At 68.0% G+C, this 14,625-nt stretch carries 17 protein-coding genes; 3 read left to right on the top strand and 14 right to left on the bottom strand.

The window, feature by feature from the left end; translation table 11 throughout:
- Position 1: 1 nt before the first annotated feature.
- The 4 genes from ACV7NQ_RS46940 to ACV7NQ_RS46955 all read right to left on the bottom strand — a co-directional run bounded on the left by ACV7NQ_RS46940 (position 2) and on the right by ACV7NQ_RS46955 (position 3,240).
- On the bottom strand, positions 2-757 hold the full coding sequence (locus tag ACV7NQ_RS46940; protein ID WP_463366078.1) for a RidA family protein: 756 nt from the start codon (positions 755-757) through the stop codon (positions 2-4).
- Positions 757-1,527, bottom strand: coding sequence for a RidA family protein (locus ACV7NQ_RS46945; protein ID WP_463365376.1), 771 nt, complete (start codon positions 1,525-1,527; stop codon positions 757-759). Before ACV7NQ_RS46945 ends, ACV7NQ_RS46940 begins: the two co-directional genes overlap by 1 nt.
- A 31-nt stretch (positions 1,528-1,558) precedes the next feature.
- Positions 1,559-2,302: a RidA family protein gene (locus ACV7NQ_RS46950; RefSeq protein WP_463365377.1), complete on the bottom strand. Its 744-nt coding sequence runs from the start codon at positions 2,300-2,302 to the stop codon at positions 1,559-1,561.
- Between the two features lie 188 nt (positions 2,303-2,490).
- Positions 2,491-3,240, bottom strand: coding sequence for a GntR family transcriptional regulator (locus ACV7NQ_RS46955; protein ID WP_463365378.1), 750 nt, complete (start codon positions 3,238-3,240; stop codon positions 2,491-2,493).
- 227 nt (positions 3,241-3,467) lie between these two features.
- Here ACV7NQ_RS46955 and ACV7NQ_RS46960 point away from each other — a divergent pair, with 227 nt between their 5' ends.
- Genes ACV7NQ_RS46960 through ACV7NQ_RS46970 form a run of 3 tightly spaced genes read left to right on the top strand, consistent with a single transcriptional unit; the run spans position 3,468 to position 6,723 of the window.
- Positions 3,468-4,406, top strand: a complete 939-nt coding sequence (locus ACV7NQ_RS46960; RefSeq protein WP_463365379.1) for a fumarylacetoacetate hydrolase family protein — start codon at positions 3,468-3,470, stop codon at positions 4,404-4,406.
- A 9-nt stretch (positions 4,407-4,415) separates the two neighbouring features.
- Positions 4,416-5,663 carry a VOC family protein gene (locus ACV7NQ_RS46965; protein ID WP_463365380.1) on the top strand — a complete coding sequence of 416 codons (1,248 nt, stop codon included), beginning with the start codon at positions 4,416-4,418 and terminating at the stop codon, positions 5,661-5,663.
- Between the two features lie 22 nt (positions 5,664-5,685).
- The gene (locus ACV7NQ_RS46970) at positions 5,686-6,723 is read left to right on the top strand and encodes a zinc-binding dehydrogenase (RefSeq protein ID WP_463365381.1); all 1,038 of its coding nucleotides are present in this window, start codon (positions 5,686-5,688) and stop codon (positions 6,721-6,723) included.
- A 98-nt stretch (positions 6,724-6,821) separates the two neighbouring features.
- Here ACV7NQ_RS46970 and ACV7NQ_RS46975 read toward each other — a convergent pair whose 3' ends face one another.
- From ACV7NQ_RS46975 to ACV7NQ_RS47020, 10 genes are all read right to left on the bottom strand, one after another.
- A complete protein-coding gene (locus ACV7NQ_RS46975; RefSeq protein ID WP_463365382.1) occupies positions 6,822-7,142 on the bottom strand; it encodes a hypothetical protein in 321 nt (106 codons plus the stop codon).
- Positions 7,143-7,222: 80 nt separating this feature from the next.
- On the bottom strand, positions 7,223-7,414 hold the full coding sequence (locus tag ACV7NQ_RS46980; RefSeq protein ID WP_463365383.1) for a ferredoxin: 192 nt from the start codon (positions 7,412-7,414) through the stop codon (positions 7,223-7,225).
- A 63-nt stretch (positions 7,415-7,477) separates the two neighbouring features.
- A complete protein-coding gene (locus ACV7NQ_RS46985; protein ID WP_463365384.1) occupies positions 7,478-8,794 on the bottom strand; it encodes a Rieske 2Fe-2S domain-containing protein in 1,317 nt (438 codons plus the stop codon).
- Positions 8,795-8,835: 41 nt separating this feature from the next.
- Positions 8,836-9,855 carry an amidohydrolase family protein gene (locus ACV7NQ_RS46990; protein ID WP_463365385.1) on the bottom strand — a complete coding sequence of 340 codons (1,020 nt, stop codon included), beginning with the start codon at positions 9,853-9,855 and terminating at the stop codon, positions 8,836-8,838.
- Between the two features lie 36 nt (positions 9,856-9,891).
- Entirely contained in the window at positions 9,892-10,884 is a 993-nt protein-coding gene (locus ACV7NQ_RS46995) for a DODA-type extradiol aromatic ring-opening family dioxygenase (RefSeq protein ID WP_463365386.1), read from the bottom strand.
- 3 nt (positions 10,885-10,887) lie between these two features.
- Positions 10,888-11,310, bottom strand: coding sequence for an oxidoreductase C-terminal domain-containing protein (locus ACV7NQ_RS47000; protein WP_463365387.1), 423 nt, complete (start codon positions 11,308-11,310; stop codon positions 10,888-10,890).
- Positions 11,311-11,591: 281 nt separating this feature from the next.
- Positions 11,592-12,275 carry a GntR family transcriptional regulator gene (locus ACV7NQ_RS47005; protein ID WP_463365388.1) on the bottom strand — a complete coding sequence of 228 codons (684 nt, stop codon included), beginning with the start codon at positions 12,273-12,275 and terminating at the stop codon, positions 11,592-11,594.
- A gap of 201 nt (positions 12,276-12,476) precedes the next feature.
- Positions 12,477-13,148, bottom strand: a complete 672-nt coding sequence (locus ACV7NQ_RS47010) for an RraA family protein (RefSeq protein WP_463365389.1) — start codon at positions 13,146-13,148, stop codon at positions 12,477-12,479.
- Positions 13,145-13,864, bottom strand: a complete 720-nt coding sequence (locus ACV7NQ_RS47015; protein ID WP_463365390.1) for an RraA family protein — start codon at positions 13,862-13,864, stop codon at positions 13,145-13,147. Before ACV7NQ_RS47015 ends, ACV7NQ_RS47010 begins: the two co-directional genes overlap by 4 nt.
- Positions 13,861-14,625: an SDR family oxidoreductase gene (locus ACV7NQ_RS47020; RefSeq protein ID WP_463365391.1), complete on the bottom strand. Its 765-nt coding sequence runs from the start codon at positions 14,623-14,625 to the stop codon at positions 13,861-13,863. Before ACV7NQ_RS47020 ends, ACV7NQ_RS47015 begins: the two co-directional genes overlap by 4 nt.

Below are 14,625 nucleotides of genomic sequence, written 5' to 3' on the forward strand. Positions count from 1 at the left end.
CTCACCGCCCTGCCACGTTGTCGCGCGCCACCGGGACGACCCCGATGATCTCGATCCGGGGCATGCGGGTGCCGCCGAGGTCCACGACTAGGATGTGCACGACCGGGCGGATCTGCTCGGCCGCCCAATAGCCAGCGCATAGCCGCTCCATCGCCGCGGCCATATCCGGGGTGGGCGCGAAGACGGTGACCTGTCTCAGGCCGTCCAGATCGCCGCCGGCATTGCGCATCAGCACCCGGGCGTGGTCGACCAGCAGCGCGAATTGGCTCTGCAGGGTTGGTTCCGCCGCGAACAGCCGGGACGAGAACACCAGATCGCCGATACGCGCCCCCATCGCCATCGGGTCGCGGTGCTCGACACCCGTGATTTCGAGTGTCCTTCTCCCACCGGATAATTCGCCCAGCGCGTCCACCATCACGGCATAGCCGCCGGGGACAACCGCGGGCAGATATTTGTGCGGCGGGCGATGGTGCGGGTCCGGAAACCAGCGGTGCCAGACCTCGTTCAGCACACTGCGGTCCCGGACCTCGCACAAGTAGAACGTCACCCGGGCGATATCGTCTACTCCCCCGCCGGCAGCGGCGAGCACCGAGCGCATGTGCTGCAGAACCGATTCCAGTTGCAGGCGCAGCGTCGAGCCAGGCTCCACCGAGGGCAGCAATCCCGGCATATACACCAGCGGCCCCAGCTGCATCGCGCGGACCCGCGCACCACCTCTGCCGCCCGCCACTATCTCGCGAAATTCCGGAAAGGCCATCACGCCCCGTCCCCGATCCTGGCGGACATCTCCACCATCACCTCGAATTTGGCGGGGATGAAATTCGTGAGCGTGGTGAGCGGCGGACGGGTCTCCTCGTCCGGGAATACCTCCAGGAAAACGTCCCGGATCTGCGCGGCGTTCTCCGGCGTCCGGCTGAAACCGATGAGCTGCACGACATCTCGTGGTTTTCCACCGGCACGCGACAGCAGTGCGAGCACATTCTCGAACGCCTGGCGCGCCTGAGCGCGCAGTCCGCCCCCCGCGATACCACCGTCGGCGAACGGCACCGTCGGGTGTACGCGGGAGGTGAAGACCATGCCGCCGATCTCGACGGTCGGATCCCGCGCCGGCACGCCGGGCAGATCTATCTTGCGCCGGGTCGCGCCCAGCACGCCCAGCACGTCGAGTTCGACCAGTCTGCCCGGCGGGAGTTCGGCAAGTAGCACCTTGTACGCCGGCCTGTTCTCTCGATCCGGGAAAATCTCCTCCCACCAGCGCCCGTTCACCGGTTCACGGTGCTCCTCGCGCGTGACGTACGCCGTTACCTTCGCGATATTCTCCAGGCCGCCACCCGATCGCTCGACGAACTCCCGCATAACCCGAAAGACATGCCGCGCCTGCGATTCCAGCTCGGACTCCGGTTCGTCGTCGCGGTGAGGCGCGCCCAGGCCAATCCCGACCACCAGGCGGTCGGCGTGCAATCCCCAGGGCCTGCCCTGCGAATTCTCGTGCGGATAGATTTCCGTCAGCCGTTCAATGGATGACATGGTGTTCTCCTTCGGGGAATCGGCCGCCACGTCACGCCACGGCGATGATCTCTAGCAGCACCGCCAGCGCGCCCGCCCGATATCGGGTGATATGCAATGGTGCGGGCGCGTCGAATCGCGCGAGCCATTGCGCGCGGATGAATTCGTCATCGCTGGGATCCGCCACGAAGGCCCGGCCCTGACTGACGTCCCGCCAGGTCAACCCGGAGTGCCGCAGCAGGGTATCGGTGTTCTGCACCGCGAACCGGGCCTGTTCTGCGCCGTCGCGGCCGGGTTCGCCGGTGGCGGGATCGAAGGGCAGCACACGAGAGGTGAACAGGTAGGGCCCCATTTGCACGGCCATCGGGATGGGATTCCCATGCGCCACCTTCGGCAGATACAGGCACCGCCGGCGCTGGCCCAGGATCGCGCAGAAATCCAGCCGGACCTCGTGCGGGGCATCGAGTTCCGTGCGCATGAACTTATATGTCGGGCGATCGTGCTCGTCCGGGAATCTGGCCGTCCATGCCGCGTTGACCCGGCGGATATCTCCGGGATCACGCAGATAGAAACCTATTCGCGCCACGTTGTCCAGATTTCCGCCGTGATCCCGTAGCTGCGAACCGATGGTCGACAGCGCGGTATCGACCTGGCGCACGAGATCCGGCGCCAATTCCCCCGTTTGCCAATGGCGGCCGGTCACCCCGCTGCCGAAGACCAGATCGTCGGTCCGCAGGCCCCACGTCTCGGGCCCTGTGGGCGCTGCGATCAGCTCACCGATATCGCGCACACTCATCCTGCCTCGCTTTTCTGGCCGCACCCCAACGGTCCCTGTGATCGATCGCGATTCGCGAGATCGTCGTGCGTTCACCCAGCAGACGGCCGGCAGGAACGGCCACCGCATCGCGACGATGATCTTCTATCGACTATAGGTTACATTCTCTCGCTCCGACAGGCGGATTCGCGCGGCGGGACGCCCCAGCGCTACGGACCGGGCAAGTCCCCGCCCGCGGCGCCGAGCATTGCCAGGGCGTGCCGCACCACGGGCAGGTCCCGCCCGGGATCGGCATCGCCCACCACTCGCCGCGCGGTCGCCGCCAGGTGTTCGGCCATGGCCGTCACAGCCGCATCGGTGTCCTCACGTGCGAAGGCATCGAGGATCGCCTGGTGGCGGCGCTCGGCGAAACGCCAGCTCTCCGGCGTGCTGGATTGGGCCAGTCGCAGGTAGGGGTGTGTGCGTTCACGCAGCATTCCCAGCAGCCGCGACAGCTGCGCGTCCGCGCCCGCCGTGGACACGCGATGGAATTCATCGTGCGCGCTTCGCCATTCGGGCGAGGTCTGCCGCTCCTGGCGCAACTCGCGCATCCGCGTCAGCGCTCGTTCCAGCGCGGGGGCTGCCGCGCTCGCGCCCGCGGCGGCCGTCAGGCGAACCGCCAGACCCTCGAGCAGGATGCGCGCGCCGTACATGGCATCGAGATCGTCCAGGTCGAGGCCGGTCACCACGGCCTTGCGGTCGGGCTCGGCGTGGATCAGCCCCTCCTCCTGGAGCATCCGGAACGCCTCGCGCATCGGTGTGCGGCTCACGCCCAGCGCCCGAGCGAGCTCGGCCTGGTTCAGGACCGTCCCGGTCGGCAGAGTGCCGTCCAGAATGAGCTGACGCAGGTGCTGGTGCACCGACAGCGCCAGGCCGCGCGGTCCAGGCACAGCGGCGTCCAACGCCTTCACTTCGGTCACCACACACCCCTCACCGCCGAACCCACCTGGACACATGCCTTCTGCCACAACGCCTCTGCGGTATTGCGCATCGCAGCTCATTTCCGTCGGAGTGTACCGACCACCCGGAACACCGGCCCCTTCCCGGAACAGGACGGAACGGCGTGGAGGCGACGCATGTCACGCCGGTTTTCAGGCCGCGGTACGGCTATTGACATTCGATAACCTATACTGCATACACTTTCACCGTGCGTTTCCCCGCGGCATCCGCCGGGCCCGGCCTGGCCACAATCCTGCTCGACAACACTCCCACCCTCGCAATCTGGGCAGACGAATTCGTCCTGCCGCTCGCCGAGGCCGCCCGCCGCGGTGGTGGCGGCGGCGCCGTGCCCTCGTCGGCCCGCATCGCGCTGGCGGACTGGGATCATTGGTGCGGCCTCATCGAATACGCTGCGGCCGACGACGTCGGCGGCGCCGGCTGGCTCGCCGACACGGCGGTCACCTTCCTGCCCGCACTCTCCGATCCGCCGACGATCTACTGCACCGCGGCCAACTACCACGACCACATCCGGGAGATGCGCAGCACCGCGGGCGGCGGGCGAGCGAGCGCCCCGCTGTACTTCCTGGCGCCGCCGGCCTCGCTGGCCGGGCATCGCGGCGAGACCGTCCGGCCCGCGGGATGCGAACGATTCGACTGGGAAGTCGAACTCGCCGTGATCATCGGCCGCGACGCCTCCCATGTCGCGGCCGCCGACGCGCACGAGGTGATCGCCGGATACACCGTGGCCGACGATCTGTCGCTGCGCGACTTCGCCCGCCGCGAGGACACTCCGTTCTTTCCCGACTGGCTGGCTATGAAGGGCCACGCCGGTTGCATGCCCCTGGGCCCGGCGATCGTTCCGGCCGGCTACGTGCCCGATCCGATGAATCTCGAGTTGACGCTGTCGGTGAACGGCGTGCAGCGGCAGGCGTCGAACACCGAGAACATGATCTTCTCGATCGCCGAACAGATCGAATATCTGTCCGGGATCGTTCCCGTGCGGGCGGGCGATGTCATCCTCACCGGCACACCGGCGGGCACGGCCGCCGCCTGGGACTGCTATCTGTCCCCCGGCGACACCGTGGTGGCCGAGGTCCGCGGGGTCGGCCGGCTCGAAACCCGCATCGTGGCAGTACCGGCCGAGTAGAGGAGCACGATGACTACCTCCGAACCCCAGCAGATCCGGCGACCCGCCGCCCACACCCGCCGCTTCGATGTCGGCGGCTACCGGCTCGACCGGCCGTTCCGGGTGCGCAGGCTCGGCCATATCGGACTCAACTGCACCCTGATCGACGAGAGCGTCCACTGCTATCACGATCTGCTCGGCCTGCGCATCTCCGATCGCATCGACTTCTCGAAACGGATCGACAATCCGGAGACCATCGAGGGACTCGGCGATCCGGGCGGGTACTTCATGCGGCACGGCACCGACCACCACAGTTTCGTCCTGTTCAACCGCAGGGTCCGCGAGGCCGTCGACCAGCACCGGCACTTCCCGCCGCAGGTGACGGTCAACCAGATCTCCTGGCAGGTCGGCTCGCTGCGGGAGGTCGTCGAGGGCGAGAGCTGGCTGCGGGGCAGCGGCTGCCGCATCCAGCGATCGGGCCGGGATATGCCGGGTTCCAACTGGCACACCTACTTCTACGATGCCGACGGCCACACCAACGAGCTGTTCTACGGGATGGAGCAGGAGGGCTGGGCGGGTTTCAGCAAACCACTGGACTTCTACCGGTATGGTGCGCGGAAAACCGCTGCGCTGCCGCAGATTTCGGAGTCCGAGGAGGTGTCCACCGCGCTTGCGGGCGGCGTCGACCTATGCTCGGGCCTGCGGGACGTGCCGGAGCCCGGGCGCTACGACGTGGGCGGCGTGCTGCTCTCGCGGCCGTTCAAGATCGTCCGGATCGGCCCGCTACGCCTGTTCGTCGCCGACATCGACGCCGCCCGGGACTTCTACCGGGACGTACTGGGACTGCGGATCACCGAGGAAGTCCGCTACGACGGCCTGCGCTGCGTATTCCTGCGGACCGGCACCGAGCACCACAGCATCGGCCTGTACCCGATCGAATTGCGGGACCGTCTCGACCTGAGCCCGCACAGCACGACGTTCTCCGTCGGCATGCAGGTCGGGTCGTACCGCCAATTACGCGACGCCAGAACATATCTGCGCGAGCGCGGCCTCACCGAGGTGAGGCTGCCACCGGAACTGTTCCCCGGAATTCCCCGCGCATTCCGCGTCCGCGACCCCGACGGCCACCTCATCGAAATCTACGACGCCATGCGGCAGGTGTACACACCGCCGCCCAGCGGCCACCGAGCCGGGAGCTTCACCGGCGAATGGCCCGAGACAGTGGACGACGACGGACTCGCCTTCCTCGGCGAGCCGTATCTCGGCCCGCTCGAATAAACCTGCGCTATAAGGAGAGAACGTGCACGCAGTAGTCATCGATCGTTTCGGGCCGCCCGACGTGCTCGAGTACCGGGAGGTGCCCGATCCGACGCCGGGCCCCGGCGAGGTCACCGTCGCGGTGCGGGCCGTATCGGTCAATCGCACACTGGATCTGGCCGTGCGGGCCTCCGGAGACAGGCGAAAGGCGGTGCTGCCCTTGGTACTCGGGGTGGATCCGACCGGCGTCGTCCACGAGGTGGGGCCCGGGGTACAGGGCCGTGTACCCGGACAGCCGGTGGCGGTCCGCTCCCCCGTCCCGTGTGGATCCTGCGAGCAGTGCCGCGCCGGACGGCGCTGCCGACGCGGCGTGCATCTGGGCGTGGGCCGCTGGGGCGGCTATGCGGAGCTGGTCGTGGTACCCGAACGCGCGCTCGTGGATATTCCTGCGGGACTGAACTTTCCGGACGCGACCGTCATCTTCCGGCACTATCCCACCGCCTTCTTCCTGCTGAATACGCTTGCCTCGGTCACTCCTGGTGAGGCGGTACTGGTGATGGGCGCGACCGGCGCCCTGGGCTCGGCCGGAGTGGAGGCGGCCCGCCTGCTGGGCGCCACCGTGGTGGCCGGGGTGGGCAGCGAGCACAAGCGGGACGTCGCGCTGGCGATGGGCGCGGACCACGCGGTGAACTATCGCAGCCGCGATCTGCACGACGCCGTACTCGAGATCACCGGCGGCCGCGGAGTGGACGTGGTCTTCGAGAACATCTCCGACCCGCAGCAGTGGCCGCTGGCCTTCGCCTCGCTGGCCCGCGACGGGCGCCTGGTCACCGCCGGTGCTCATGCGGGGCCGATTGTGCCGCTGGACGTGCGCAAGCTCTACCGCGACCGGCTGCGCATCCTCGGCGGATACGGTTCGGACGACCGCGCCTGGGACCTGATCCTCGATGCCGCGGCGGGCAATTCGCTGCATCCGCTCATCGGGGAGATCCTCCCGCTGCGCGAGGCCCGGCACGCGCACGAACTCGTGGAGAAGGGAGAACTGATCGGGAAGGTGATTCTCGAACCGGGGCGTCCCTGACCCTCTCGTCGCGGATATATGCAGAACGCCGGGAACATGGTTCCCGGCGTTCTCCGGCGGCGACGTGCGCACCGATGGTGCATCCCGTTATATGTCGGTCAGCCGGATATGGCGGCGCGTTCCGCGGCTTCGCCGACTTCGCGCACGATCTCGTACAGCGGGCGTCCGCTCAGGCCCGAGACCCCGGCGGCCAGCGGGGCACGCGGCGCCGGCAAGTCCGCACCGCGCGCGTGCGCCTCGACGATGATGCGAACCCGCTCGCGTTCGAGCAGTTCCATCGCATCCGCGGCCGCCGGCGCTTCCGCGGCGCAGCCGGGCAGTTCCGGATATTCCGCGCGCCGCCACCAGTTGCCGTCCGGCCGCTCCACCGAATAGACGACCGCGACGTAGGGAACGGCGAGCTGCTCACTCAGATCCATGATCGGACCCCTTCCTCATCACCCGGTCCGCCGATGTCCGCCGACCCGAAGGCAGGGCGGACATCGGCGGGCATACCGGCTCAGTCCTCGATGCGGATCGCCTCGACCGGGCACCAGCGCACGGCATTCTCGACCCCGGTCCGCAATGGTTCGGAAGGGTTCTCCACACGCAGGTGGACCAGCGCGTCGTCGTCCACCTGGAAAACCCCGGGGGCCGCGACCTCGCATTGGGCGTGCCCCTGGCACAGGCTGCGATCCACAATCACTTTCATCCGAATGTCCTCCATCTCGTCCGGCAGCCGAATTATGTTGCCGGATAGCTGTTTTCGTCGCGCTTACGCGGGCTCGTAATGCGCTTGGGCGGCCTTGCGGCTCTCCGCGGTGGCCTCCACCCAGGACACATCCTTGGGCAGGACCGCACTCGTGGAGCGCACCCGCTGCTGCCGCGGATCCAGGCCGGACGGCATACCGGTCCCCTCCGGGTCGCCGAGTGCGCGGGCCTCGGCGAGCAGCCGCTTGCGGGCGGCGATGACGGCCGCGTCGGAGCTGCCCAGATGCTCCCGGGTGCGGTCCACGATCGCCCCCATGCTCTCCTGCACAGCCATGTCCTGGATCGCGATGCCCGAGATTCCGGTGAACGACACCGTGCGCTGCAATGTGCGATCGATCAGATAGTCGTTGTCCGAGTTGCGAGTAGGCAGATGGCTGCCGTCCGGCAGAACCGCCGCGTGCACGCTGCCGCCGCGTCGGTAGTGATCGGTCTGCGCCTTGGTCAGCGGCGCGTCCGGGTTGTAGGTGATGCTGAAGGCCCAGCAGGTCTCGTCGTCGATCGGCACCCACGCGTGCGCGGTGATCGGCCCGTCGCCATCGCGCGCCACGATGTTGTACCAGGGCATCAGCCACTGGGTGATCCGCCAATAGTATTGCGCGTCAGCGGTTTCCCGACGGGCCCCGATCAGCATTCCGTATGCGGTCGGCTCGACGAAGAATTTCGGCGAGCCGTCGTCGTTCAGATGTGCGCGAGTGCTGTTGTTGGCGTGGGTCCAGTCCGGATTCCACAGTCGTGCATCCGAATGCAGGAACGACACGTGGCTCGAGTCGATGCCGCCCTCTATTGCCTGGGCGAAGTTGCTGCGCTGCAGGCGTTTGGACACATAGCGGTGGGTATCGGGTATCACCGCCCATTCCAGATCCGGCAGCGGCGGCAGATCATCGGGCGGGCCCAGGTAGATCCAGACCACGTCACCGCGCTCGGCCACCGGATAGGACCTGATCCTGATGTGGTCCTTGAACCGGCTGGTGGCCGGCTCGTTCGGCATATCGATGCACCGGCCCTCGATATCGTACTTCCACCCGTGATAGACGCACCGCAGACCGCAGGCGCCGTCGCGGGATTCGCGACTTTCGTTGCGCGCGAAGTAGAGCGAGGCCTGGCGATGTGCGCAATGCTCCTCGAGCGCGCCCAGGCGCCCGTCAGCGTCACGCCACACGACCAGGCTCTCCCCCATCAGGGTCAGGCGCACCGGCGGGCACTGCGGGTCGGCGACCTCCTGCGCCAGCAGTGCCGGCACCCAGTATCTGCGCAACAGCCGCCCCATCGGCGTACCCGGTCCGGTCCGCGTCAGCAACTCGTTGTCCGCGGTGCTCAGCATCGTATTCCTCCTGCGATTTTCGGTCCGTGTTCGATGATCGGCTAGCCGCTGACCTTGGCCAGGGCGGGAATCACCTTGGCCGGGTTGGCGTGGAAGATCTGCATCTTGTCCTGCGTGCTGAGGAAGTCGAAGCCGTCGATCACCGGCACCAGGTCGTCGCTGGTGCGGCCGGTCTCCGGGCGCACGGCATTACCCGAGCCCGGCGCCTCGGTGCCGAACACCATCGACGCCACGCCCCGCTGCTTGATGGCCGCCTCCAGGAAGTTCAGGTCGTAGCCGCAGGTGTCGTAGAAGAGGTTCTCGCTCAGATCCTTCTGCGCGATGTGGTGATCGGTGGCGATGAAGCGGTCCAGCGCGCCGCCGCAGTGGCAGATGATCACCTTCAATTCGGGGAACCGGTCGAAAACATCTCCGTGCGAAAGAAATTGGCCCGCCAGATACTGCTCGGTGACGAATCCGAGCTGATAGTTGTGCGGCACCACCCGAAAGCGCGGGTCCAGCGAGTTGGTGCCGTGCACGATCAGGGGAATGCCGAGTTCCTGGGCCCGCTCGTACAGCGGATACCAATACGGCTCGTGCATGCCCGGAGTCGTGCGCCGCCCGGCCGGGTCCGGGCTCACGTAGGCGGCGACGAAACCGAGTTCGGTGATGCAGCGGTTCAGCTCGTCCAGGCAGTTCGACAGGTCGTGCGCCTCGCTGATCTGCGGCAGCTGGCAGGCGCCGAGGAACCGGTCGGGGAAGAATCGGACCTGCTGCGCGATCGTGTCGTTGACGTGCCGCGCCCAGGCCGGTGCCAGGTGCGGTTCCATCCAGCCCAGATTCAGAAACGGGCGCGGGCCGATCACCTGGACGTCGATATTCCGCTCGTCCAGATAGTCGACATGACGCTGCGCCGCGGCGCGGAATTCCTCCGTGTTCACCTGCACCGGGCCCGCGCCCGGCCGCCCGATCGGGCTCTCGATCGGGGTGTTCGTGGCGAGCATCCGCACCACCAGGACGTTCGAGGACTGGGGCACGGACACGTGGCCGTGGACATCCAGCACCGGCAGACTTTCATACATTTCTGTGCATCTCTTCTCGTATCGTTTCGGTGGCTGTCATTCCCAGTAGGCGAATGCCATGCCGGTGCCGGTTCCCGCGGGTGAGCGATATCCGGGCACATATTCGACGACGGTGCCGCGCAATTTCTCCAGCGCGCCCGCCGCGGTGATCCAATTGAGAATTTCCGATGTCCCCGAGCGCATATATTTGCGCGGAATCGTGCACAGCGGCTCGGATTCCCCGGCGACCAGGGCGTCGAGCACCCGGCGATCCAGCGCCTCGTCGACCACGAAGTGGCTGAGCCCGCCCGAAGCGATGACCGCCACCCGCAGATCCTGCGGCCAGGAGACCACCGCCTGCGCCAGCACCCGGCCGAGCCGGTAGCAGCGCCGCGGGGACGGAACATTCGGCGGGACATAGGTATTGATGAATATGGGCACGATCGGGGTCTGCTCGGGCAGGCCGAGCCGGTAGCGCGGGAACGTGAACGCGTGCCCGAGCGTGGTGCCCGGCTGCTGCTTGGTGAACGCCAGCACGTCGAAGTCGGCCTCGACCAGCTCCTCCACGAGATGCCTGGTCAGCTCCGCGCTGGTGCGATGGGCGCTCGGCTGGTCACCGAACCGCGCCCAGTAGGCGGCCCGGATCCCCTTGGCGACCCGTTCGGCCTGCTCGGGGCTCGGCGCGCGGTCGACGAGCTCGTCGCCGAGAAAGAATCCGAAGACGGGAATTCCCTCGTCGTGGAACATCTCCCGCTGATCGTCGCCGACGACCAGCGCTACGTCGACGCGGGCCTGCGCGAGCCTTCTACTCAGCTCGGCCACCGCGTCCTGCCCGCGCCGGTATTTCTCTTCCCATACCTCGGGGGTGAGCTCCTTCGCGATCCGCGGGTCGGAGCCGGCGAGTAATTCGGCATAGGAATGGAATTCGCCGTCCTTGCCCAGCAGCGTGGGATTGTTCCGATCGCGATCGGCGTGGTCGTCCCACATGTCGACACCCGAACTGAGTTGCGGACTGTGCGACGAGCCGATTCCCAGGACAATTTCTGCCACGTCTCAGACCTTGCTTTCTTCGGCCGCGCCGACTCTGCCGGGGACCTCGCATTCGGCCACGATCCGCTTGCGATACCGGGACAACTGAGCGGGCCAGTTCACGCACAGCGCACCGGCCAACCGGCCCGCGAGATGGTAGGCCGCGACGAATCTGCCGTCATCCAGGGCGCCCTCGGCGATTGTGACCTCACCCGCACCGGTGCGATCGCCAGGGAAGCCGACGAATTGCACCTTCCAGTCGTGCTGATCGGACCAGAAGTAGAGCAAGGCGGCGATCGCGCGCCGGCCGAGCAGCCGGTCGACGCGCAAGTCCTCGTCGACTCGCAGTCGTCCGGCTCCCGCCTCCCAGCTGCCGACGAGTATCTGCTTGGACAGCGGCGGCCGGTCGTAGGGCGGCTGTTCCCCCGTCATCGGAACTCTCGCCACGCGCGAACCTCCAAACCAGGCTATATAACCTATAGTGCATACCGTTTCACGTTAAGAAGCTACCAGGTAGGTACACCTCCGGATGGAAATGCGAGAATCGAATTCACTGCAACTGAGTGCAACCGCGGCACGGGTCGGAACATGGCGGAAATGCGTCGCAGGACCGGCATCCGCAACCAATCGCAACGGGGTGACGCCCCGGGCTCCCCGTATGCCGAAAAAGGTTGCCGGTCCGGCGTTTATCGGCCCGGTGGGTCTACCCGGCTATGCCGTGGACGGCGCTATTCGGCGACGGCGGAGCGGATCTGCTGCAGCGAGGCGGCCAGATGGTTCCGCGTGAGCTCGGCGGCCCGGTCCGGAGCGCCCTCCACGACCGCTGTGACGATGGCGGCGTGCTCGGCGTGCGCGAGCTCGACGACCGCCTGATCCCTGCATACGATCAGGCGGTAGCGATCGCTCAGATCCCACAGCGAGTCCAGTATCTCGACCAGGGTGGTGTTACCGCTCGCGGTGTAGATGGCCCGGTGCAGGCGGCGATTGAGGGATACGGTGCTCGGCAGATCGCCGGGCACCGGATGCTCCCGGGACAGCGCGACGATGGCGGCTCGTTGCGCGCCGTCGGCCCGCGCGGCCGCCAGGGAGACGGCGAGCGGATCGAGCGAGAGCCGTACGGCGTACACCTCCTCCACCGTATCCAGCGACAGCGGCGCCACGACCGTGTCCCGATGCGCCCGGCTCACGACCAGCCGTTCGGATTCGAGCCGGCGCAACGCCTCTCGCACCGGAGTGGTGGACAGCCCCAGCCACTTCGCGAGCGCCTCCTGGTCGAGCGAGGTCTCCGGGGCCAGCTCACCCTCGAGGATCCTCTGCCGGATCTGCTGGTAGGCCAGATCCGCCTTGGTGAGCGGGCGAATGGGCGTCCGACCGCTTCCCGGAGCGAGCCAGCCCGCGGTGATATCACTCATGACCGGCGGCCCAGGCTGACCGGGCGTGCGGTGCGGACGTTCACGGCGTGCTCTCTACGACAGGATCGGGAAGGATACGGCCCACCCGCATCCGCGGGTCGGGCGCCTGTGGCGCGTACCCCGCAGTCCATAGTCTATAACGGCACCCTGGTCACGGCCGCACGCCGGATTGCCCAGCGTATGCAGCGGACTCGCCGGATATCACCGACCAGGCGACGGCAACGGGGGCAACCCGTAGAGGTCCAGGGTCGTCGCGCCCGACCGCAGGGCCGAGATGATCTCGTCCTCCCTGCTCTGTCTGGCCACCGAGGCGGCGACCACGTCGTCGAGGCGGTCGAACGGCAGCGCTATCACGCCGTCGCCGTCACCGACGACCACGTCGCCGGGGCGCACGACCACATCGCCCAGCGCCAGCGGCACGTTGATCGACCCCGCACCGTCGGGGTGCTTACTGGTGCCCCGCATGCAGAACCCCCGGCCGAATACGGGCAGCCCGATCGCGGGCAGCCGATCGCTGTCGCGCACGCAGCCGTCGATCACCAGGCCCGCCAGCCCGCGCGCCCGGGCGGCCTGCGAGAGCACTTCGCCCCAGTACCCGGCCTCGTAGTGATGACCGGGTTCGACCACCAGCACATCACCGGGGCCGGCGGCATACACGGCGTGGTGCAGCCACAGATTGTCCGCCGGCGGACCCGTCACTGTGACGGCTCGTCCGGCCAGCACCAATCCCGGTGTGAGGCAGCGGATCACCGAAGGCAGCGCACCGATCTTGCCGGCCGCCTCGTGCAGTGTCGACGTACCGAGCGCGGCGGCGCGGGCGATCCGCTGGCCCATGTGTTCGTCTGTACCGAGTTCTGTTGTCTCGTAGGTCATTTGCGTACCCCATACTCGACAGTGGCCGGGTTGTCGGCGCGACCGGCTGTCATCGACTCGTAGTTGTGTCCCAGCACCGCGCCGACCGGGTCCCCGGCCCGAAGCCGCGCGGACATTTCCCGCTCCCGCGCCGCGAGCCGCTCCGCCTCGGTCACGACCTCGAGGACCCGCGAGCGCGGCAGGATCACCACGCCGGTCCCGTCAGCCACCACGAAATCGCCCTCGCTGACCGGTATTTCGGCGATGCTCACCGGCTCCCCGGTGGACTCCTCGTATACCCGGCGCCGGGCGGTGCGCGGGACGGCGCCCCGCGCGAAAACCGCGAAGCCCAGTTCGCGGGCCTCGTCCACGTCGCGGCACGCGCCATCCAAGACGACCCCCGCCACGCCGACGCGATGCGCGGCCAGCGACAGCAACCCGCCCCAGCCGCCCATCTCGGTGCGGCCACCGTTGTCGACAACGATGACGCTGCCGGGGCGCGCGCGTTCGATCGCCCGCGCCCCGAGGTGCACCCGGGCGCGACCCGCATCCGGAACGCCCGGCGCGAGCCGGACCGTCACCGCCGGGCCGGCCAGGCGCGCCCCCTCCCAGAGCGCGCCCAGGCCGGTGACCACGCCGGGCAGGTCGAGTACATCGAGCGCATCGGATAATGCGCAGGTGTCCAGCTGGGCCAGGCGGGCGTGAAGATCCGTGTCTGGAATCGACCGGGATGTCACCGCGTCCCGCCCTGCCGGGCCGGGCGCACCAGCAGTTCGCTGATCGCGACGCTCGCCGGACGAGTCACCGCATAGGCGATCGTGTCGGCGACGTCTTCGGGTCGCAGCGGTGATGCACCCCAGCGATGCTGGCGTCGTTGTATCACGTTCGGGGGAAAGAATTCGGTGTCCACCGCGGCCGGCTCCAGCACCGAGACCCGGACATCGCGGCCGGCGACCTCCTGCCGCAGGCATTCGCTGTACGCGTTCACCGCGTGCTTTGTCGCGGTATAGACCGCCGAATCCACACGGTGCACCCGGCCGGACAGCGAGCTGACGTTGACCAGGTCCGCCACCTTGCGCGGCCCGGTCTGCGCGGCCCGCAGCAGATGTGGCAGCGCGGCGTGCGCGCAATACAGCGAACCCAGCAGATTGACCCGCACGACCAGGTCGAAATTCGACACGGTCCCCTCCGCCAGCGGTTCCGGCCGGCTGAGCCCAGCATTGTTCACCAAGATGTCCAGGCGTCCCAGCTCTCGCACGGTCTGCTCGACGGCCTCGCGCACCTGATCGGCATCGGCGACGTCGGCCTCGACGGCCAGCGCCGCGCCGCCCGCCTGTGTGATCTGCTCCGCCACCGCCTTCAACCGGTCCCCGCGCCGCGCCACCAGCGCGACCGCGGCACCGTGCGCGGCAAGCTCCCTCGCCGTCGCCGCGCCGATCCCGCTGGACGCCCCGGTCACCAGCGCGACAGTTCCCCGCAAATCCACACCCACGGTCAT

Source organism: Nocardia sp. Tas62D01, from assembly GCF_055232035.1.

What these genes read in the sequence shown, in the direction of transcription:
- ACV7NQ_RS46940 (WP_463366078.1), bottom strand. Translation starts at nt 757, where the DNA reads ATGGCCTTTCCGGAATTTCGCGAGATAGTGGCGGGCGGCAGAGGTGGT.
- ACV7NQ_RS46945 (WP_463365376.1), bottom strand. Translation starts at nt 1,527, where the DNA reads ATGTCATCCATTGAACGGCTGACGGAAATCTATCCGCACGAGAATTCG.
- ACV7NQ_RS46950 (WP_463365377.1), bottom strand. Translation starts at nt 2,302, where the DNA reads ATGAGTGTGCGCGATATCGGTGAGCTGATCGCAGCGCCCACAGGGCCC.
- ACV7NQ_RS46965 (WP_463365380.1), top strand. Translation starts at nt 4,416, where the DNA reads ATGACTACCTCCGAACCCCAGCAGATCCGGCGACCCGCCGCCCACACC.
- ACV7NQ_RS46975 (WP_463365382.1), bottom strand. Translation starts at nt 7,142, where the DNA reads ATGGATCTGAGTGAGCAGCTCGCCGTTCCCTACGTCGCGGTCGTCTAT.
- ACV7NQ_RS46980 (WP_463365383.1), bottom strand. Translation starts at nt 7,414, where the DNA reads ATGAAAGTGATTGTGGATCGCAGCCTGTGCCAGGGGCACGCCCAATGC.
- ACV7NQ_RS46985 (WP_463365384.1), bottom strand. Translation starts at nt 8,794, where the DNA reads ATGCTGAGCACCGCGGACAACGAGTTGCTGACGCGGACCGGACCGGGT.
- ACV7NQ_RS46990 (WP_463365385.1), bottom strand. Translation starts at nt 9,855, where the DNA reads ATGTATGAAAGTCTGCCGGTGCTGGATGTCCACGGCCACGTGTCCGTG.
- ACV7NQ_RS47005 (WP_463365388.1), bottom strand. Translation starts at nt 12,275, where the DNA reads ATGAGTGATATCACCGCGGGCTGGCTCGCTCCGGGAAGCGGTCGGACG.
- ACV7NQ_RS47010 (WP_463365389.1), bottom strand. Translation starts at nt 13,148, where the DNA reads ATGACCTACGAGACAACAGAACTCGGTACAGACGAACACATGGGCCAG.
- ACV7NQ_RS47020 (WP_463365391.1), bottom strand. Translation starts at nt 14,625, where the DNA reads ATGACCGTGGGTGTGGATTTGCGGGGAACTGTCGCGCTGGTGACCGGG.